Origin of the sequence: Wenjunlia tyrosinilytica (assembly GCF_014646055.1) — a bacterium.
GTDB lineage: Bacteria > Actinomycetota > Actinomycetes > Streptomycetales > Streptomycetaceae > Wenjunlia > Wenjunlia tyrosinilytica.
This window is the reverse complement of the sequence record NZ_BMMS01000033.1, coordinates 41,395-61,772: the sequence shown is the minus strand read 5'-3', so window position 1 is coordinate 61,772 and position 20,378 is coordinate 41,395. Positions and strand designations below refer to the sequence as shown.

Annotated in this window: 11 protein-coding genes and 1 pseudogene; 6 read left to right on the top strand and 6 right to left on the bottom strand. The window is 72.3% G+C overall.

All coding sequences use genetic code 11. The features are described 5' to 3' along the window. Positions 1 to 114: 114 nt before the first annotated feature. The 6 genes and pseudogenes from IEY86_RS29225 to IEY86_RS29205 form a co-directional block, all read right to left on the bottom strand. The gene (locus IEY86_RS29225; RefSeq protein WP_189134898.1) at positions 115 to 960 is read right to left on the bottom strand and encodes an LPXTG cell wall anchor domain-containing protein; all 846 of its coding nucleotides are present in this window, start codon (positions 958 to 960) and stop codon (positions 115 to 117) included. Positions 961 to 1,161: 201 nt separating this feature from the next. Further along, positions 1,162 to 2,268, bottom strand: a complete 1,107-nt coding sequence (gene prfB, locus IEY86_RS29220) for a peptide chain release factor 2 (protein ID WP_189134897.1) — start codon at positions 2,266 to 2,268, stop codon at positions 1,162 to 1,164. A 265-nt stretch (positions 2,269 to 2,533) separates the two neighbouring features. Then, positions 2,534 to 3,436 carry a DUF8189 domain-containing protein gene (locus IEY86_RS38635; RefSeq protein ID WP_506016887.1) on the bottom strand — a complete coding sequence of 301 codons (903 nt, stop codon included), beginning with the start codon at positions 3,434 to 3,436 and terminating at the stop codon, positions 2,534 to 2,536. Continuing rightward, a pseudogene (locus IEY86_RS36915) lies at positions 3,419 to 4,675 on the bottom strand (serine/threonine-protein kinase); the annotation flags it as partial. The gene IEY86_RS38635 and the pseudogene IEY86_RS36915, both read right to left, overlap by 18 nt. A 273-nt stretch (positions 4,676 to 4,948) precedes the next feature. Beyond that, positions 4,949 to 6,436, bottom strand: coding sequence for a glycoside hydrolase family 16 protein (locus tag IEY86_RS29210; RefSeq protein WP_189134895.1), 1,488 nt, complete (start codon positions 6,434 to 6,436; stop codon positions 4,949 to 4,951). 232 nt (positions 6,437 to 6,668) lie between these two features. Beyond that, entirely contained in the window at positions 6,669 to 8,381 is a 1,713-nt protein-coding gene (locus IEY86_RS29205; protein ID WP_189134894.1) for a serine/threonine-protein kinase, read from the bottom strand. 391 nt (positions 8,382 to 8,772) lie between these two features. Between IEY86_RS29205 and IEY86_RS29200 the strand changes: the two genes are divergently transcribed. From IEY86_RS29200 to IEY86_RS29175, 6 genes are all read left to right on the top strand, one after another. Further along, entirely contained in the window at positions 8,773 to 11,484 is a 2,712-nt protein-coding gene (locus tag IEY86_RS29200) for an FtsK/SpoIIIE domain-containing protein (RefSeq protein ID WP_189134925.1), read from the top strand. A 386-nt stretch (positions 11,485 to 11,870) separates the two neighbouring features. Then, entirely contained in the window at positions 11,871 to 13,259 is a 1,389-nt protein-coding gene (locus IEY86_RS29195) for an ABC transporter substrate-binding protein (protein ID WP_189134893.1), read from the top strand. A gap of 10 nt (positions 13,260 to 13,269) precedes the next feature. Further along, the gene (locus tag IEY86_RS29190; protein WP_189134892.1) at positions 13,270 to 14,619 is read left to right on the top strand and encodes a carbohydrate ABC transporter permease; all 1,350 of its coding nucleotides are present in this window, start codon (positions 13,270 to 13,272) and stop codon (positions 14,617 to 14,619) included. A 17-nt stretch (positions 14,620 to 14,636) separates the two neighbouring features. Beyond that, the gene (locus tag IEY86_RS29185; RefSeq protein ID WP_229698858.1) at positions 14,637 to 15,533 is read left to right on the top strand and encodes a carbohydrate ABC transporter permease; all 897 of its coding nucleotides are present in this window, start codon (positions 14,637 to 14,639) and stop codon (positions 15,531 to 15,533) included. Positions 15,534 to 15,686: 153 nt separating this feature from the next. Continuing rightward, positions 15,687 to 17,927, top strand: a complete 2,241-nt coding sequence (locus tag IEY86_RS29180) for a bifunctional glycosyltransferase/CDP-glycerol:glycerophosphate glycerophosphotransferase (protein WP_189134890.1) — start codon at positions 15,687 to 15,689, stop codon at positions 17,925 to 17,927. Between the two features lie 112 nt (positions 17,928 to 18,039). After that, positions 18,040 to 20,325 carry a bifunctional glycosyltransferase/CDP-glycerol:glycerophosphate glycerophosphotransferase gene (locus tag IEY86_RS29175; RefSeq protein WP_189134889.1) on the top strand — a complete coding sequence of 762 codons (2,286 nt, stop codon included), beginning with the start codon at positions 18,040 to 18,042 and terminating at the stop codon, positions 20,323 to 20,325. Positions 20,326 to 20,378 lie beyond the last annotated feature (53 nt).

Here is a 20,378-nt window from a genome sequence, read left to right as displayed (position 1 = left end):
ACGCACCCCCCGGACGGACCAGCACGAGGGGCCCGGAGCACAGCTCCGGGCCCCTCGTCGTCGCTTGGACGGGTGACGGCCGGGTGATCGAGGCGCGGCCACCACCCGGTCGGGTCAGCCCGCGTTGCGGCGGTTCGCCAGGCGGGGCATGATCCGCAAGCCCGCACCGCCGGCGACCATGGTCGCGGCGCCGACCAGCAGGAACACCGTGCCCGAGGATCCGGTCGCGGCCAGCTCCTCCTTCGGCTTCTTCTGGTCGACCTGCTGAGGATTGGCGGCGTTGTCCGTGTCGGTGTTGTCCGGGCACTTCACACTGCCGGAGTCCAGCTCGCAGGTGCCCGTTCCGCCGTCGGCGGAGCCGCCGCCCGTGGAGCCGCTGCCGCCGTTGTCCCCGCCGGTCGTGGAGCCACCCCCGCTGGAGCCGCCGGACGAGCCGCTGGCGCTCGAGCCGCCGCTGGAGGAGCCGCCGTTGCCGCTCGTCCCACTGGTGCCATTGGTTCCGCTGGTGCCATTGGTTCCGCTGGTGGAAGAGCCGCCGTTGCCGCTCGTTCCGCTGGTGCCGTTCGTACCGCTGGTGGAGGAGCCGTTGGCGCTTCCGCCATCGGCGGTGGTGCTTCCCCCGATACTCACCGTCGCGGTGCCGCCGACGTCGCCGGGGCCCTCGACGTCACCCGGGTCGCCGACGTCCCCGCCGTTGTCGTTGCCCTGCGGGTCGCCGGGACCCTCGACGTCGCCGGGCTCGCCGGTGTCGCCTCCGTCGTCACCGCCGATGGCCGCCGTTCCGCCTATGGAGACGGCGCCGCCGTCGTCGCTTCCGGCCTTGGCGGTCACGCCGGCGCTGCCACCCTGCCCCGAGTCCACGGCGTGCGCGGCACCGACCGCGGTCATCGAGGCGCCCGCCACGAGCACCGCACCGGCGGCCACGCGCGCCACCCTCAGACGAGTCTTCCGGTTGGTCATCTGCCAACTACCCCCAGTTGCATCAATGTGCCGCCGGATCCGGCGGTGGACATACCGCCCGCAAGCCTTTCCGCCTTCTGCGAAGGGCGTCAAGCGCATTGCATCCGAAGTGCCCTGGTTCAGCCGGAGTTGGCGCTCACATGGCTACCGGCTCGTGACACTTCTTGACCGAATCCACACGTAACCAGGGGGAAAAGAAGGCTAGTTGTGGGTGCTCTTGCGCCAGCGGATTCCGGCCTCGATGAAGCCGTCGATGTCGCCGTCCAGCACACCCTGGGGGTTGCCGACCTCGAACTCCGTCCGCAGGTCCTTGACCATCTGATAGGGGTGCAGGACGTACGAACGCATCTGGTTGCCCCAGGAGTTGCCGCCGTCGCCCTTGAGCGCGTCCATCCTCGCCTGCTCCTCCTGGCGGCGCCGCTCGAGCAGCTTCGCCTGGAGGACGTTCATCGCGCTCGCCCGGTTCTGGATCTGCGAGCGCTCGTTCTGGCAGGAGACCACGATGCCGGTCGGGATGTGGGTGATGCGCACCGCCGAGTCGGTGGTGTTCACACCCTGGCCGCCGGGGCCGGAGGAGCGGTAGACGTCCACGCGCAGCTCGGACTCGTCGATGTCGACGTGGTCGCTCTGCTCGACCACGGGGAGCACCTCGACACCCGCGAACGAGGTCTGGCGGCGGCCCTGGTTGTCGAACGGCGAGATGCGCACCAGCCGGTGGGTACCCTGCTCGACCGAGAGGGTGCCGTAGGCGTAGGGGGTCTTCACCGCGAAGGTCGCGGACTTGATGCCCGCCTCCTCCGCGTACGAGGTGTCGTAGACCTCGGTCGGGTAGCCGTGCCGCTCGGCCCAGCGCAGGTACATGCGCATCAGCTGCTCGGCGAAGTCGGCGGCGTCGACGCCGCCGGCCTCGGCGCGGATGTTGACCAGCGCCTCACGGGAGTCGTACTCGCCCGAGAGCAGCGTGCGGACCTCGAGCTCGTCCACGGCCTTGCGGACCGCCGACAGCTCGGTCTCGGCCTCCTCGCGGGTGTCCGCGTCGTCCTCGGCCTCGGCGAGCTCGAAGAGCACCTGGATGTCGTCGATGCGCCCGCGCAGGGTCTCCACCCGGCGCAGCTCGCCCTGGAGGTAGGACAGTCGGCTGGTGACCTTCTGCGCCTTCTCCACGTCGTCCCACAGGTCGGGGGCGGCTGCCTGCTCCTCGAGCACGGCGATGTCGGCCCGGACCTTGTCCAGGTCGAGAACGGCCTCGATCGACCCCATGGTCGACGCGAGGGACTTCAGCTCTTCGGATACATCTACGACTGCCACGCGCTCCAGCCTAATGGCTCCGCCGAGTACTGCCGGACTCGCGACGAGGACTTCCTCGAACCGGTATGCGACCAGGGCGGTCGCCGTCCGTGGTCCGGACCTGGCGGCGTGATTGCGGACGCTGCAACCCGCACCCGGGAGGGTGGTGGCGGCCGGGGAACCGGGTGGCGGGCCTGGTGCCGGGAGCCGGGTGGCGGGCCTGGTGCCAGGAGACGGGTGGCTGGCCTGGTGCCAGGAGACGGGAGCCGGGTGGCGGGTGGCGGGCCTAGAGGCGGGTGGCGCGGGCGAGGCCGCCGCTGCCGGTGCGGATGTAGAGCTCGAGGCCGGACCTGGCACCCGCCGCCGCGGGCGCGTCCCCGGTGCGGGCCTCGATCGACGCGTCGCGCCAGGAGCCGCCGCCGGGCCCCGAGACGGCCTGGCCGAGATTTCCCGAGCGGTCGCGGACGAAGACATAGAGCTCGTCCCGGCCGTCGCAGACGGGTTCGGGGCGGCCGCCGGTGGTCAGCCCGCCGATCTCCTCGGCGGGCCGCCAGGCACCGTTGGCGAAGGGCACGCGAAGGACCGCGGAGTCGCCCCTGCGGACGACGAACGCGTCCAGGGTGCCGTCGGAGCGTGAGACCAGTCCCGGGGCGCCCGAGATCCTGCCCGCGGTCGGGACGAGCGACCAGGTGTTCAGGCGTCCGTCGACGTAGGAGGCGGTCACCAGGTCGCCACCGGCCCGGCCCACGAGGTCGATACGGCCGGGCGCCGAGGAGGCCGCCGCCGGGGACGCGTCGAACTTCGTCCTGCCGTCCACCTGGAACCAGTCGCCCCAGGCGCCGCGCACGAGGGTGCGCCGGTAGAGCAGGCCGTCGGTGCCGACCGCGAACAGGTCCACCTGGCCGGGACGGGCGGAGGCCACGGCCGGGTCGCCCTTGGTGTGGATGCCGCTCAGCCGCTGCCACTGGCCGTAGCCGGAGGTGGTCCGGGTGAGGTACCAGACATTGCCGTCGGTGCCGCGGGCGAAGACATAGGTGGCGCCCGAGGCGGCTATGGCACGCGGCCCGCCCGCCAGCCGCACGGCCGGGCGGGGGAGGGCCTCGAAGGCGGACCACTGGGGCAGCGGACCCGACTCGGTGTCGCCCTGCGGGGAGGGCGCGCTGCTCGCGGTGGGGGCCGTGGGGGTCACCCGGGGCCTGCCGCTCGACTTGTCGTCGCCGGGCTGCTGGTCCTCACGGGTGGTGGCGCCCGCGTCCCGGCTGGAGACATAGCCGTAGCCGCCGATTCCGGCGATGGTCAGCGCGGCGGCCACGGCGGCGCCGAGCCGCACGCGCTTCTTGCGCAGCGCGGCGGAGGCGTCGGCGGCGCGGTGCCGGGCGGGGGCCTTCTGCAGGGCGCCGCGGCGGCGGTAGGCGGCCAGCTCCGCCGTGCTGGGGAGCTTGAGGCTGGTGTGGGTGTCGCGGCTGGAGTCCGGGGCCGCCCGCGGGACCAGCGGGACGGCTCCCCGGGGACGGCCGGGGCCGCGGACGGGGGGCGCCTCGGGCTCGCTGTCCTCGTCGTCGGCGTGCTCGCCGTCGGGGGCGGTGATGTCCAGGGGCGGCAGCCCGGCGAGGGAGGGCAGCTGCTCGCGCAGCCGCGCGCCGACCTCGGCCGCGGTCAGCCGGGAGGCCGGGGCCTTGGCCAGGCAGGCGCTGAGCACCTGCCACAGCCCGTCGGGGATGTCGGGCAGCGGTTCGACGGTCTCGGTGACATGGCGCCGCAGCACCGCGCCGGGATGGCCCCCGCCGAACGGGGTGAAGCCGGCCAGCAGCTCGTAGAGCACGGTGGCGAGGGCGTAGATGTCGACCGACGCCCGCGGCGGCAGTCCCTCGATGATCTCGGGCGCCAGGTAGTCGGGCGTGCCGATGATCCGGGTCGCGCGGGTGCGGCGGGGGGAGTCGACGAGGCGGGCGATGCCGAAGTCGGTGAGCTTTGCGGGCGGGGCGCCGCCGGGACCCGGGGTGGCGGCCGAGTCCAGCAGGACATTCTCCGGTTTGACGTCGCGGTGGACGACTCCGGCGGCATGGGCGGCGGCGAGGCCGTCGGCGACGTCCGCGGTGATGGCCACCGCGGCGGCCGGGCTCAGGCGCCGTTCGCGTTCGAGGCGGGAGCGCAGGTCGGTGCCGCGGACGAGCTCCATCACGAGCGCCAGATCGCTGCCGTCCACCACGAGGTCGCGGATGCCGACGATCCGGGGGTGGTCGAGGCTGAGCAGGGCGGTGCGCTCCTGGACGAAGCGGCCCACGAGTTCCTGGTCCGAGGCGAGGTCCTCGCGCAGCAGCTTGATGGCGACCGGGCCGTCGGGGCCCTCGCCCAGCCATACCGTTCCGGCGGAACCCCGCCCGAGCACCTGGTGGGCGGTGTACCGACTGCCGATCTTCCGTGCCAAAGCTGCTCCGACCCCTGAGTGGCTTCACCGCTCGCGCGTCGTCTCCGTCGCCGGGGCGGACGCGTTGGCGACAAAGTTACGCGGCCTGCCGCCGGTTCAGGGAACCGACGGCAGGTCTGCGTCGCTTTTCTTCGGAGAAATCACTCTCGGGAGTCGACAAATCTCCTGGGTCACCGCCCCAATTCCTCGATTCGCGGTGATTCCCGGTACCCGTTCCGCTGTCAACTCCAGTGCGGCGCCGCCGACTTCGGTGCGGTCGGCGGCGCCGGTGGGTCATGTGGTGGAGAACGTGAACCAGTTGAGGTTGACGAAGTCGGACGGCTGGCCGCTGGTGAAGGTCAGATAGACGTCGTGCTTGCCGGTCGTGCCGCCGATGTTGGCCGGAACGGTCTTCCAGCTCTGCCAGCCACCGGTGTCGGCGACGGCGAAGCTGCCGACAGGCGCGCTGGTGGGGCTGTCCAGGCGCACCTCGACAAGGCCGCTGACGCCGCCCGCCGCGCCCGAGGCGACCCGGGCCTTGAACTGCCGCGCGGGCGTGGAGCCGAAGTCCACGGAGTACTTCGCCCAGTCGCCGTTGGCGAGGCTGCCGAGGTTCTGGCCGCCGCCGGTGTCGGAGCAGGCCTCGGTGATGGTGCCGGTCTGGGCGAGGTAGTTCTCGGCCTGGAGGGTGGAGTAGGCGTCACCGCCGCCACCGGAGGTGCCCCCGGTGGTCGTGCCTGTGGTGGTGCCGGTGGTCGTACCGGTCGTGGTGCCGGTGGTCGTACCGGTCGTGGTCCCCGTGGTGGTTCCGGTCGTGGTGCCCCCCGAGCCGCTCGCCAGCACCTGGACGTAGTCCACGAGCAGGGAGCGGCCGGAGACGGTCGCCGCGGTCGGGGTCGTTCCGGCGAGCGCGTCGGGGAACGCCCCGCCCATGGCCAGGTTCAGCAGGATGAAGTGGCCGTGGTGGGTGGCGGAGGCCCAGGTGCCGGCGTCCATCTGTCCGGCGTTGACCGAGTGCCACTGCTGTCCGTCGACGAGCCAGCGCAGGGTCTCCGGGGAGGCGCTGCGGTCCCATTCGAAGGTGTAGGTGTGGAAGCCGGCCTGGCATGTGGCCCCGGGGCAGGGGCGGTTGTTGGCGATGCCGGAGGTCTCGTTGCACGGGCCGCCGGGGCTGACGCCGCAGTGGAGCACGCCCCAGACGGCGTTGATGCCGTTGACGTTCTCCATGATGTCGAACTCGCCCACGCCGGGCCAGTTCCAGTAGTTGCCCCGGTAGTTCTCGCCGAGGGTCCAGAACGCCGGCCAGTAGCCGAGCGCGGCGTTGCCGGTGACGTTCGGCATCTGTATACGGGCCTCGATGCGCAGCTTGCCGCCCGCCACGGGCTGGAAGTCGCTGCGCCGCGTCTCGACGCGGCCCGAGGTCCAGTTGCCGGCCCCGTCCTTGATGGCCGTGATCTTCAGATTGCCGCCGCCGTCCTGGCTCACGTTGGCGGGGTTGGCCGTGTAGTTCTGGATCTCCCCGGTGCCCCAGTTGGCGGGCCCGCCCGGGTAGGAGTGGCCGGTGTCGATGATCCAGTTGGTGCCGTTCGGAAGCGTGTTGGCCGCGCCGGTGAAATCATCGCTCCAGACCTGTGTCCAGCCGGTCGGTGGCGGTGGGACGCTGGCGTTCGCGGCCGAGAGCGCTCCCAGGACACTTGCGAGAAGAGCCATCGTTGCCCCGACCACCAACACCCGGAAACTGGTGAGCCGGCGGCGCCAGCCGCGCCGTTGAGTAGTGCGCATGACAAGTCCTCCTGCGAGGGGACGTGGGGTCGGAAAGGGTGCGCGGCGCAGGGAGACGGAAAAGACCACCGCCGCAGCCACTGTCCTGCGCTCCCGGCATCCCGTCAACACTTGGAGGCGTAAACGTTTCCGGCGTGTTTCCGCCCGCAAGAGGTGAAGGGGAACGTGAATATCTCGCGCGCCCCCTTGGCGCGGAGCCGGGAGGCACCGGATGGCGGAACCTCGCGTGCGTCTACTTGGGGGAGCCGCTGTTTTGGAGCTCGTTGATCCAGTGGTAGGCGTTCTTGATCCAGTCCCGGCTGGTCTCCCAGAAGTTGCGGCCGTTGGCGACCCAGTCGTCCAGCGGGCCGACCGTCCAGGCGAGCCAGACGATGATCGTCAGGATCACGATCACGGTCAGGCAGCCCTTGAGGCAGCCGAGGCCCGGAATGCGCGCACGGGTGCGCGGGCGGGGCTCGCGACGTGGACGGGGGGCGCGCGGCTCCGGGGCCGGGCGCTGCTGGGGCTGGGGCTGCGGTGCCGGACGAGGCTGCGGCTGGAGCGGCGGAGCGTACGGCGCCGGCGGGCCCGGGGCGGGCTGCTGCTGATACGGCTGCTGGTACTGCGGCTGCCGCGGATCGGCGTAACCCTGCTGGGCCTGCGGCCCGCGCTGGGGCTGCGCCTGGGGGGCGGCCTGGCGCCGGGGGCGGCGGCGCAGCGGATCCTCGCCGGGGTCGAGGTGCTGCTGGACCTGCGTCTGCTCGTTGCGGTCGCGTGCCGCGCGCATCTGCGACTGCCAGGGGTGCGGGCCCTGGGGCTGCTGGGAGGTGTCGCCGCCCGCGACCGGCGGCATGACGCGGGTCGGGTCGGCGTTCGGCACCGGCGGGAGCACGGTGGTCGGGTCGGCGTGGTTCCCACCGCCGTTCGATCCGCCATTCGGGCCACCCGGGGCGAGCACCTGGGTCGGGTCCGCGTCCGGGGCGCCGGAGCGGTTGGGCAGCACCTGGGTGAACGCGCTGTCGCCGCCACCGCTGCCGGGAACGGGCGCGGGGCTGGGATCGGGTGTGAGCAGGCCGGCGACGGCGAACGCGGCCTCGGCCTGCGCCGGGGAGGCGTGCACCCCGATGCCGTCCGCCACGACCCTCAGGGCGGCGGCGAGGTTCTCCGCGCTGGGACGCTCCTCGGGCTTCTTGCGCAGGCAGCGCTCCATCACCGTCCACAGCGGTTCGGGCACGGTGCTGGGGCGGCGCGGCTGCTCGCTGAGGTGCTGGTGGAGGACGGCGATGGGGTTGTCGCCCGAGAACGGGGGCCGTCCGGTGACGAGTTCGTAGAGCAGGATGCCCGCGCCGTAGATGTCGACGGCGGAGGTCTGCGGCCTGCCCTCCGCGGACTCGGGGGCGACGTAGGCGGGTGTGCCGACGAACTCGCTGGTCCGGGTGATGCCGGGCGAGTCCGCCAGACGGGCGATGCCGAAGTCGGTGAGGAGCGGGTGCATGAGCGAGCCGTCGGCGGCCTCGTCCGTGAGCAACAGCACATTCGCGGGCTTGAGGTCGCGGTGGACGACCTCGTCGGCGTGGCTGGCGGCGAGCGCGTCGGCGATCTGCGCGGTCAGGAGCGAGGCCGCGACCGGGCTGAAGGGCCCGTTCGCCCGCAGGTACCGGTGCAGGTCGGGGCCCTCGACGAGGTCCATGACCAGGGCGAGCAGATCGCCCTCGACGACCAGGTCGCGCACCCGGACGATATTGGGGTGGGTCAGGCGCAGGAGGACGGAGCGCTCCCGCAGGAACCGCATCACGATGTCGGGATCGGAGGCGAGCTCCTCCCGCAGGACCTTGATCGCCACGGTCTCGCCGGGGCGGGAGGCGGCCGCGTCACCGCTTTCGCGCACGTGGGCACGCCACACGGTGCCCGTGGCTCCGCGCCCGAGCGGCTCCTCGAGGAGATACTTGCTGCCTACCGGCCGCACGTCATGCGCTCCCTGGTCCTGTAATCGTGCTGGTCCTGCCTGAACCGCCCACTGTAATGGCGGGAGGCGGGCTCACGGCCCGCACGCACGGGTTGGGACGCGGTTTCCGCCGGGCTGGTTGCTTCTGGCCATGACGGGAACAGGCTGTTTCCTGGGCGTTTCCGCACCAGACAGGTCCATGGCCGACCGGATGAAGATCATGGATGGGGAGACCGGGAGCGCGCTGTCGGTGGCAGGTGGGAGGATGCAGGTCCACACCGGCACAGCATCCGGAAACCGGGGCGGGGCGCGGGAGTTCCGCGCCGAGCCGTGCCGAACCGCCGAAGCGCGGTGGGGGCGCCACGCTGCCTCCCTGCCGGGCGCGATGGGCAGAAGGGACCGCTGGTCGCGTATGCAGATCCGGCTGACCGTCCTCGGGCCGCGCAGCGGTCAGGCCTGCGACGTGCTCGTCACCGCGCCCGCCGGTACGCCGCTGAGCGCGGTCGCGGGAGCCATATCCGCCAGCGCCGGGGTGGGGCAGCCGTCCCGGTCCGGATCGGCGGTGACGCTGCACGCGGGCGCCGAGCGCCTCGCGCCCACCGCCGTGCTCGGCCATCCCCCGCTCGTCGACGGCGCCGCCGTCTCGCTGCACGGCCCGGCCGACGACCACGCGCTCCAGGCGCCCGGGCAGGTGCCGCGGCTCCAGGTGGTCGGCGGGCCCGACGCCGGCGGGGTGCACCTGCTCCACGGCGGACAGGTCCGCATCGGCCGCTCCGCCGAGGCGGATGTGCCCCTGGACGACCCGGACGTCTCCCGGCTGCACACCGCGGTCACGGTCGAGGCGGGCCAGGTCACCGTGGTCGACCTCGGCTCCACCAACGGGACCACGCTCGACGGGCTGGGCGTGGGACGGCGCCCGGTGCCGTTCGAGCCGGGCACACTCCTGCGGATCGGCGAGTCCACGCTCACGCTGGAGATGCCCGGCGCCGGGCGGGGCGAGGGCGCCGTTCCTCCCCCGCCGCCCAACCGGCCCGCCGTGCCGGACGGCGAGGGCCACCTCCAGGTCTCCCCCGTGCCCCGGCCGCCGTCGGTGCCCGTGCCGCCCGACGCGGGACCCGCTCCCGCGCAGGCCCCGGGATCACGGGCCAGGGCCCTGGCGAAGCGGCTGACCGCGGCCCGCTCGGGAGCGCGCGCCGCCGAGACACAGGAGCTGGACCGGCTCGCGGCGCGGCACCAGGAGATGCGCGCCCGACGCCCCGACCCGTCCGAGGTACTGCTGACGGCCATAGGGCCGGGTCCGCGCCTGTGGGAGCGCGGCCCGGGGCACCCGGACGCCCTGACCGTTCGCCTGGGCACCGTGGATGTGCCGGTCGCGGCGGCGCCGGTCGCCGTGGGACTGGGCGAGGCCGGGGTGCTCGGCCTGGCCGGGCCGGCGCCGAGGGTACGGGCGCTGGCCCGCTCGGTCGTGGCGCAGCTGGCGGCCCTGCATGGGCCGAGCGCCCTGGAACTCGTCCTGCTGGCCTGCGACGAGCAGGCCGAGGCATGGTCCTGGATGCGGTGGCTGCCGCAGCTGCGTCCCGCCCAGGGCCAGGACTGCCGCCTCCTGCTCGGGCTCGACGCCGATCAGCAGCAGCGGCGGATCGCGGAGCTGTCGGCGCGGCTCGAGCTCCCGCCCCCCAAGCGCGCCACGGTCGTCGTGGTGGACGAATCCTCCGGCCGCCGGGTGCGCGGGGATGTGGCCAGGCTGCTGGAGCGGGGGCCCGCCGCAGGGATCCACGCCCTCCACATCACCGCCGATCCGCAGCGGCTCTCGCCGGTCTGCGGCGCGCGGGCGGTGCTGACCGGCGAGGTGGCCGCGTATCTGGATGTGACGCTGCCGGACGGCTCGGCGATGGGCGAGGTGGTCGCGGACGCGGTCTCCCCCGCGTGGGCGGAGCGGTTCGCCCGTGCGCTGTCGCCGCTGCGGGAGGCGGAGGGGCCCCGGCCGCGCAGTGCGCTGCCGGAGCGCGCCAGGCTGCTCGACGCGCTGGATCTGGCGCTGGCCACGCCGGCGAAGATCTCGGCCCGCTGGTCGGAGCTGCCCGCCACGGGGGGTTCCACGGCCGCGGTCCTGGGGGTGGCCGCGGACGGCCGGTGCTCGGTGGATCTTGCGCAGGACGGGCCGCATCTGCTGGTGGGCGGGGCGCCCGGCTCGGGCAAGACGGAGCTCCTGCGCTCGGTGGCCGCCTCCCTGGCCGCCGCGGACCGGCCCGACCGGCTCTCGCTGGTCCTCGTCGACGGCGCCGGGGACGGCGCGGGCATCGGCGAGGGGCTGCGCACGTGTACGGATCTGCCGCACGTCTCCACGTATCTGGAGGCTTCGGACCCCGTCCGGATGAGGGAGCTGGCGCAGGCTCTGACGGCGGAGCTGAACCGGCGTGAGGACCTGCTGGACGGGCGGGACTTCGGCGCGTGGCAGGCGGAGCGGCTGCTCGCCGCGAGCCGGTTGATCGGGCAGCGGCGGCCGCATGAGGAGCGGCCCCGCAAGCCGTCGGAGCAGGGCGCGGTGAAGACCCAGGTACGGACGGAGCCGACGCTGCCGCGGCTCGTGGTCGTCGTGGACGACTTCGACGCCCTCGTGGCACCCGCGCTGGGCAGTCCGGGGCGGCCCTCGGCAGGGTCGATGGTGCGGGCGCTGGACGCGGTGGCGAGGCGGGGGGCTCGGCTGGGCGTCCATCTGGTGGCGTCCACGGGCCGCCCGGAGCGCACCTCGGGCGGTGAGGTCGACGAGCAGGCCCGCCTGAGAGTCGCCCTGCGCACCGACGATCCGGTCTCCTCCCGCCTGCTGGTCCACGTGGAGGACGCGGCGGGTCTGGACGAGGCGATTCCCGGGCGGGGCTACGTGCGGCGCCGGGACGGCTCCGTGACCCCTTTTCAGGCGGGGAGGGTCAGCGGCCGCATACCCCGGACGGCCACGCTGCGGCCGACGGTGGTCCCGGTGGAATGGCAGCGCATGGGCGACCCCCCGACCCGCCGCCCCGTCCGCGAACTGGGCAATGGCCCAACGGACCTGGCCCTGCTGGCCAGCGCCCTCCAGCGCGCCGCGGAATCCGCGGGCGCGCAGCCGTGCCCCCCGCTGATCTGAGCCCGGCACGGCCGGTGGGGTCATGCCGTTGTGACGGCCCACCGCGCTGGGGCGGTTCGGCCCGCGCGCGCCCCCGCCTCGCTCGGCGACTCCTGCCGCACCCCGTTCCATGGACCGTTGGACCAGCGGGGCTCCCCTGCCGCCCGGTCCCGGCTCCAGGGGTTTCCGACTCTCCATCACATCCTGATCACGATAGAAAGCGAGACGTCACAGGGAGCCTTGCGGGGGTATCCGCTACGGGCGTAGGACTGACGGACAGCAAGCCTCGCCCTCGGCGAATCTCGCGGTGAACGCGACCGGGAAGCACGCCGTGCCGGCGGGGGAACGGGGTTCGAGCGGGACGAAGCGGGGACTCGTCGACTCAAGCGGCATCCCCGCGCGGAGGGATGGAAACGATGCACGCACCACGCATATCGCGCGGGGGCCGCCGGGTGCTCGCCGTGACAGCTGTAGCCGCGCTCGCCCTCACCGCCGCAGGCTGCGGCGACGACGGGGGCGGCGGGAGCAAGAACGACAAGAGCGACAAGAGCGGCGGCGCGAGCAACTCCTCGGTTTCCCTCCCTGAACTCGGCGGCCAGAAGCTCCAGGTGGCCGCCGTCTGGACCGGCGCGGAGCAGGAGAACTTCCGCAAGGTCCTCGACGAGTTCGAGAAGCGCACGGGCGCCAAGGTCACCTTCGTCCCCACCGGGGACAGCATCTCCACCTTCCTCGGCACCAAGATCGAGGGCGGCCAGCCGCCGGACGTCGCGATGCTCCCGCAGGTCGGCGTGCTCCGGCAGTTCGCCAAGTCCGGCTGGGCCAAGCCCGCCGGGCCCGGGGCCACCGCCCAGCTCCAGAAGAACTACGGCAAGGGCTGGCAGGACCTCGGCGCCTACAACGGCAAGCAGTACGGCGTCTACTTCAAGGCCGCCAACAAGTCCCTGATCTGGTACAACACCGCCGTCTTCGAGAACGCGGGCGTCAAGGAGCCCAAGACCTGGGACGAGTTCCTCAAGACCGCCCAGACGGTCGCCGACTCCGGTGTCGAGCCGGTCTCGATCGGCGGCGCCGACGGCTGGACCCTCACGGACTGGTTCGAGAACGTCTACCTGAGCCAGGCGGGTCCCGAGAAGTACGACCAGCTCGCCCAGCACAGGATCAAGTGGACCGACCCCTCCGTCAAGCAGGCTCTGACCACCCTCGGCCGGCTGTTCGGCAAGAAGGAGCTCGTCGTCGGGGGCCAGAGCGGCGCCCTGCAGACCGAGTTCCCCAAGTCCGTCTCGCAGACGTTCGCCACCGACGACAAGGCCGGCATGGTCTTCGAGGCGGACTTCGTGGCCGGGGTCATCGGCTCCGAGACCAAGGCCAAGGTCGGCTCGGACGCCAAGGTCTTCCCGTTCCCGTCGGTCGGCGACTCCTCCCCCGTGGTCAGCGCGGGTGACGCGGCCGTCGCGCTCAAGGACGGCAAGGGCGCTCAGGCCCTGCTGACCTTCCTCGCCTCCACCGACGCCGCCAGGATCTGGGCCCAGCAGGGCGGCTTCATCTCGCCCAACAAGTCACTGGCCGACTCCTCCTACCCCGACGAGGTCTCGCGCGGCATCGCCAAGGCGCTCATCGCCGCGGGCGACGACTTCCGGTTCGACATGTCGGACCAGGCCCCGGCCGCGTTCGGCGGCACCAAGGGCTCGGGCGAGTGGAAGCGGCTCCAGGACTTCCTGAAGAACCCCAAGGACGTCTCGGGCGCCCAGTCGAAGCTGGAGGCGGACGCCGCCAAGGCCTACAAGAACGCCGGCTGAGGCAAGCCCCGTGGCCACCGCGACCGCGGGAGGCGCCGCCCAGCCGGGCAGCCCTCCCGCGCCGAGGAAGAGCGTTCTGGGGACACCGCGCTGGGTGGCGGTCCTGTTCCTGCTGCCCGCGCTGGTACTGCTCGGCGCGCTGGTCGTGTACCCGATCGGATATTCGATCACGCGCAGCCTGTTCAGCGCCGACAGCTCGCATTTCGTCTGGTTCGACAACTACGGGGAAGTGTTCACCAACCACGACACCCTGACCGCGGTCAAGAACAACGCGATCTGGGTGATCGTCGCCCCGACGGTCGCCACCACCCTCGGCCTGATCTTCGCCGTGCTGACCGAACGGGTGAGCTGGGGAACGGCGTTCAAGCTCCTCATCTTCATGCCCATGGCGATCTCGATGCTCGCGGCGGGCATCATCTTCCGCCTCGTCTACGAGCAGGACCCCGACAAGGGCGTCGCCAACGCGGTGGTCGTCGGCGTCCATGACACCTTCGCCGAAGCCTCCGCCTATCCCAGGGCCAGACCGCGGCCCAACGGGGATCTGGCCCCCTCCGGCGGTGGCGCGTTCACCACGAAGGCCCCCCACGAGGCGTCCACCCCGGTCGCCCTGCCGCTGATCGGCATCCTCGCCAAGGACCTGCCGGACGCCAGGCCCGCCAAGCCCCCGGAGCAGGCGAAGGAGGGCGGCAAGGGCGTCACCGGCACCGTCTGGCTGGACTTCAAACCGGGCGGCGGCGGCAAGCCGGGCCAGGTGGACCCCGGTGAGAAGGCGCTCAAGGGGGTGAAGGTCGAGGCCGTCAAGGACGGCAAGGTGGTCGCCTCCACCAGGACCGCCGACGACGGCACCTTCTCCCTCGACACCTCCGGGCCGGTGCGGCTGCGGCTGCCCTCGTCGAACTTCGCCGAGCAGTACGCGGGGGTCGACTGGCTCGGGCCGGACCTCGTCACCCCGGCGATCATCGGGGCGTACATCTGGATGTGGGCCGGGTTCGCGATGGTGCTCATCGCCGCCGGTCTCGCCTCGGTGCCGCGTGAGCTGCTGGAGGCCGCCCGGGTGGACGGCGCCAACGAGTGGAAGGTCTTCAGCCGGATCACGGTGCCCCTGCTGGCGCCGGTGCTGGTCGTCGTCCTCGTCACGCTGATGATCAACGTGCTGAAGATCTTCGACCTCGTGTACATCATCGCGCCCGGCTCCACCCAGGCCGACGCCAACGTCCTGGCGCTCCAGCTCTACCTGGAGTCGTTCGGCAGCGGCAACAACCAGGGCGTGGGCAGCGCGATCGGCGTCCTCCTCCTGCTGCTCGTGGTGCCGGTGATGATCTTCAACATCGTCAGGATGCGAAGGGAGGCGCGCCGATGACCACGATGGACGACGCCATGGCCCCCGGGGAGGCCGTCGCCTCGCCGCCGTCCGAGCGGCGGGACCCGGGCCTCGCCTCGCGGATCGCGGCCAGGACCGGGGGCGGGGTCCTGCGGGTCTTCCTCGTCCTCGTCGCCCTGTTCTGGCTCGTGCCGACGTTCGGCCTGCTCGCCTCCTCCCTGCGCGGCCCGTCCGACATCGCCGCCAGCGGCTGGTGGAAGGTCTTCTCCGAGCCGGCGCAGCTGACGTGGAGCAACTACGACAAGCTGCTGTCGAACGACACGATCACCAACTCGCTGTGGAACACGGTGCTCATCACCGTGCCGACCACGCTCCTGGTGGTCGTGGTCGGGTCGCTGGCGGGGTACGCGTTCGCCTGGATGGAGTTCCCCGGCCGGGACTGGCTCTTCCTGGTCCTCGTGGGCCTCCTGGTCGTGCCGATCCAGATCGGTCTGATCCCGGTCTCGAAGCTCTTCGGCGATCTGGGCCTGTTCGGGTCGATCACGGGCGTGGTGATCTTCCACACCGCGTTCGGCCTCCCCTTCGCGATCTTCCTGCTGAGGAACTTCTTCGCGGAGATCCCCCGTGAACTGCTGGAGGCGGCGCGGCTGGACGGGGCGGGCGAGCTGCGCCTGTTCGCCACCGTCGTGATGCCGCTGGGGGGCCCGGCGATCGCCTCGCTGGGCATCTTCCAGTTCCTGTGGGTGTGGAACGACATGCTGGTGGCGCTGATCTTCGCCGACCCCGACTCGGCGCCGATCACGGTGGCGCTGCAGAACCAGGTGCGGCAGTTCGGCGCGAACATCGATGTGCTGGCTCCGGGTGCGTTCATCTCGATGATCGTCCCGCTGGTGGTGTTCTTCGCCTTCCAGCGCCAGTTCGTCTCCGGCGTGATGGCGGGGGCGGTGAAGTAGAGCGCCCTTCCCCGCACCGCGCACCCGGCACCCCCATGGCCCGACTGGCGGCCATGGGGGTGTTCGACAGTCAGTGATCGGTTGACTACCGTACCTTTTGCCGGATTGTCCGGTATTGGTTGGGTTTCATAGTCGGATCACTTGGATGAGGCCTTGGTGCGATTCAGCATTGTCGTCCCCGTCTACAAGGTGCAGGCCTACCTCCATGAGTGCCTGGAGTCGGTGCTCACCCAGTCCTTCACCGACTTCGAACTGCTGGCCGTGGACGACTGCTCTCCCGACGCGTGCGGGGACATCGTGGACGAGTTCGCCGCACGGGACGGCCGGGTCAGGGCCGTCCACCTCCCCGAGAACACCGGCCTCGGCCCCGCCCGCAACGCCGGGCTCGAGCGCGCCACCGGGGAGTACGTGCTCTTCCTCGACAGCGACGACACCATGCTGCCGGGGTCGCTCCAGGCCATCTGCGACCGGTTGGAGGCGACCGGCAGCCCCGACATCCTCGTCTTCGACTACGCCCGCACCTACTGGAACGGCCGCACCGCGAGGAACGAGCGCGCCGAACTCGTCGCCGAGGACTCCCCCGAGGTCTTCACCCTCCATGAGCGCCCCGCCCTGCTGATGCTGCTGAGCGTGGTGTGGAACAAGGCCTACCGCCGCGACTTCGTCACCGCTCGCGGCCTGGCCTTCCCTCCGGGGGTGTACGAGGACGTCGCCTGGACCTATCCCGCGCTCGTCGCCGCCGAGCGCATCGCCTGCCTGGACCGCGTCTGCGTGCACTACCGGCAGCGCCGCCGCGGCAACATCCTGGGCACCAGGAGCCTGAGCCACTTCGACGTCTTCGACCAGTACGACCGCGTCTTCGCCCATCTGGACGCCCAGCCCGGGGCCGCCTCCTCCAAGGCGCTGGTCTTCGGCCGGATGGTGGACCACTTCTGCACGATCCTCAACAAGCCGGAGCGGGTGCCGCCCTCGGCCCGCGCCCGCTTCTTCCGGTCCGGCTCACGGCACTACCGGCGCCACCAGCCCGGCGACTACAGCCCGCCCAAGGGCGTCCCCGGACTGCGCCACCTGCTGATCAGGCTGCGCGCCAGGCCGCTCTACCAGGCGCTGTGGCACGCCAGAGCCACCCCTCCCAGGCTGCGCGAGCGACTGCTCGCGCCGAGCCGCAGGCTGGCCTCGGCCGTCCTCCACCTGCACTACCGCCTCCAGCGCCTGCGGCCGGTGGACCCGCGTCTGGCGGTCTTCGGCGCCTACTGGAACGGCGGCTACGCGTGCAGCCCCGCGGCGATCGAGGCGAAGGTCCGCGAGTTGGCGCCCGGGGTGCGCACCGCGTGGGTGACGGGCGCCGAGCACGCCCACACCCTGCCGGGCGCGGTGGAGCGGCTGGACCCCCGCTCGCTGCGCTTTTGGACGGTGATGGCGCGCGCCAAGTTCTTCGTCAACAACGTCCACTTCCCCCACCGCATGGGCAAGCGCCCCGGCACCGTCCATGTCCAGACCCACCACGGCACCCCGCTCAAGCACATGGGGGTGCACCTGCTCAACCATCCGGCGGCCGCGGAGGGCATGGACTTCGAGCGGCTGCTGGAGCGCTGCGACCGCTGGGACTTCAGCCTGTCCGCCAACCGCCACTCCACCCTCACCTGGGAGCGCGCCTACCCCAGCGGCCACCGGGCACTGGAGTACGGCTGCCCGCGCAACGACGTCCTGCATGCCGCGACCGCCGAGGACGTGCACGCGATCCGTGCACGCCTGGGCATCCCCGAGGACCGTACGGCGATCCTCTACGCGCCGACGCGGCGCGAGTATCTGAGGGACTTCCGCCCGCGCTTCGACCTCGAGGGGTTCGCCAGGGCGCTCGGCCCCGGCCATGTCCTGATGGTGCGGGCGCACTACTCCTACGCCGACCGCCCGGGGCTGAGGGAACTGCACGAGCGGGGGGCGCTCATGGACGTGTCGGCGCACCCGAGCGTGGAGGAACTGTGCCTGGCCGCCGACGCCCTGGTGACGGACTACTCGTCGATCATGTTCGACTACGCCAACCTCGACCGCCCGATCGTCGTCCACGCCGACGACTGGGAGGTCTACCGGGCGGTGCGCGGCGTCTACTTCGACATCCGGACCGAGGGGCCGGGCGTGGTGACCTCCACCGACGAGGAGCTGATCGAGGCGTTCACCTCGGGCGAGTGGTGCGGAACGCGCGCCACCGACATGCGCGCCGCTTTCCGGAAACGGTTCTGCGCCTTCGACGACGGGCGGGCGGCCGAACGCGTCGTACGCCATGTGTTCCTCGGGACGCCGGACGCGGTGCCCGCCGTCGTCCCCCTCGATGAGCGCTCCCCGGCCCCCGCGGCAGGAACCGTGCGGGCGTCGGCCCCCCTCGCGGGCGCCTGACCCCCGAACCACCCCGCCCCCGAACCACACCGCCCCCCGAAGCGCGCCGCCGCCCCCGGCGACCGCCCCCCACCCCGCACCGGCACGCAGCCCCTCGAACCCCGGGAGCGTCATGCCTCGTTTCAGCGTCATCGTCCCCGTGCACCGCGTGCGCGGGTATCTGCGCGAGTGCCTGGACTCGGTGCTCGGCCAGTCCTTCACCGACTTCGAGCTCATCGCGGTGGACGACCGCTGCCCCGACGGCGGCGGGGCGGTCATCGACGAGTACGCGGCCAGGGACCAGCGGGTCGTGCCCGTGCACCTGCCCCGCAACGTGGGTCTCGGGCCCGCCCGCAACGAGGGGATGGCCCGCGCGCGCGGCGACTACCTGCTCTTCCTCGACAGCGACGACCGCTGGACCCCCGGGACCCTGGACGCGATCGCCGCCCGGCTGGCCGGGACCGGCGACCCGCAGATCCTCGTCCTCGACTACGCCCGCACCTACTGGTGGGGGCAGGTGCAGCGCAATGTCCTGTCGCGGATCCTGGCCGCGGACGGGGTCTTCACCGTCCGCGAGCGCCCGGAGCTCCTCGACCTGATCATGGTCGCCTGGAACAAGGCGTACCGGCGTGACTTCGTCGAACGCGAGGCCTTGGCCTTTCCGGCCGGCGCCTACGAGGACACCGCCTGGACCTTCCCCGCCCTGCTGTCCGCGCGGCGGATCGCCTGCCTGGACCGGGTCTGCGTGCTGTACCGGCAGCGCCGAACGGGCAGCATCCTCACCACGCCCGGCAGGGCGCACTTCGACGTCCTCGACCAGTACGACCGGGTCTTCGCGTTCACCGCGCACAGCCCCGCGACCGCCGAGTGGCGGCACGACCTGCACCGCACGCTCTACCGGAAGATGGCCGAGCACTGCCTGGAGGTCCTGGCCAGGCCGGACCGGATCCCGCGCACCGCCCGCGCCGAGTTCTTCCGCAAGGCCGGGCTGCGCTACCGGCGGTACCGGCCGGTGGGATACCGGGGACCGCGGGGCATGGCCGGGCTCAAGTACGTGCTCGTGCTGCGGGGCGCCCACCGGACGTTCGAGGCGCTCAGGGCGGCCAACAGGCTGCGGGTGGCGGCGCGCGAGCGCCTGGGGCCCCTGCGCGCGGCCGCCTCCCGTGCCCGCACGGCCCTGTACTACCGGGCGCAGCTGCGGCGGCCGGTGGACGAGAACCTGGCGGTCTACAGCTCGTACTGGGGCCGCGGCTACGGCTGCAACCCGGCGGCCGTGCACGCCAAGGCCCTCGAGCTCGCCCCGCACATCCGCGGGGTGTTCCTGGTGACCGAGGACGCCCGTGAGCACGTCCCGCCCGGGGTCGAGGCGGTGGTGATCGGCAGCCGCCGCTACTGGGAGGTCATGGCTCGCGCCAAGTACACGTTCAACAACGTCAACTTCGAGATGGCCGTGCGCAAGCGCGAGGGCACCGTGCATGTCCAGACCCAGCACGGCACACCGCTCAAGCTCATGGGCGTGGACCAGCACGTCTTCCCCGCGGCGGCACGCGGCGAGAACTTCACCAAGCTGCTGGAGCGCGCCGACCGCTGGGACTACTGCCTGTCGTCCAACCGGCATTCCACGCGGGTGTGGGACCGCGCCTACCCCTGCGGGTACCGGACGCTGGAGTACGGCTATCCGCGCAATGACGCCTTCTACACGGCAACTCCCGAGGAGGTGCTGCGGATCCGGGAGAGGCTGGGTCTGCCGCCGGGGACGGTGGCGCTGCTCTACGCGCCGACGCACCGCGACTACTCCCGCGACTTCGAGCCCCAGCTCGACCTCGAGCGCTTCTGCGCGGCGCTCGGCCCCCGGTTCACGGTGCTCCTGCGGGCGCACCACTTCTACGACGAGTCACCGCGGGTGCGGGCGCTGGTCGAGAGCGGAAAGCTCGTCGACGTCACGGGCCACCGCTCGCCCGAGGAGGTCTGCCTGGCCGCGGACGCGCTGATCTGCGACTACTCCTCCATCGTGTTCGACTACGCCAATCTCGACCGCCCGATGGTGGTGTACGCCAACGACTGGCAGGTCTACCGGGAGACCAGGGGCGTCTATTTCGACCTGATGGCCTGCCCGCCGGGGCCGGTGGCCGGGACGCAGGAGGAACTGGTCGAGGTGTTCCGGTCGGGGGCGTGGTCGGACGAGCGGTCGGCGGCGGCCCGGGCCGCGTTCCGGGAGCGGTTCTGCGAGTTCGACGACGGGCGCGCCGCCGAGCGGGTGGTGCGCGCGGTCCTGCTGGGCGAGGCCGAGGTCCCGCCGGTCGCCCCGCCGCACGAGCGCACCCCGGCCGTCTCCCCCGAGCGGGCCAGGCTGCTGGTCCGGGGAACGGCCGCGATCCCCCAGCCGGGGCACGCCGCCGTCACCGCGGCGCCGTCCTGAACCCGTCGGTCCACCGTCGCCGCACCGGAAATCCGCCGCACCGGAGTTCCGCA

Excerpts from the sequence above, each read along its gene's own strand:
- IEY86_RS29185 (WP_229698858.1), top strand. The coding sequence starts at position 14,637 with ATGGCCCCCGGGGAGGCCGTCGCCTCGCCGCCGTCCGAGCGGCGGGAC.
- IEY86_RS29210 (WP_189134895.1), bottom strand. The coding sequence starts at position 6,436 with ATGCGCACTACTCAACGGCGCGGCTGGCGCCGCCGGCTCACCAGTTTC.
- IEY86_RS29225 (WP_189134898.1), bottom strand. The coding sequence starts at position 960 with ATGACCAACCGGAAGACTCGTCTGAGGGTGGCGCGCGTGGCCGCCGGT.
- IEY86_RS29195 (WP_189134893.1), top strand. The coding sequence starts at position 11,871 with ATGGAAACGATGCACGCACCACGCATATCGCGCGGGGGCCGCCGGGTG.
- IEY86_RS29200 (WP_189134925.1), top strand. The coding sequence starts at position 8,773 with ATGCAGATCCGGCTGACCGTCCTCGGGCCGCGCAGCGGTCAGGCCTGC.
- IEY86_RS29175 (WP_189134889.1), top strand. The coding sequence starts at position 18,040 with ATGCCTCGTTTCAGCGTCATCGTCCCCGTGCACCGCGTGCGCGGGTAT.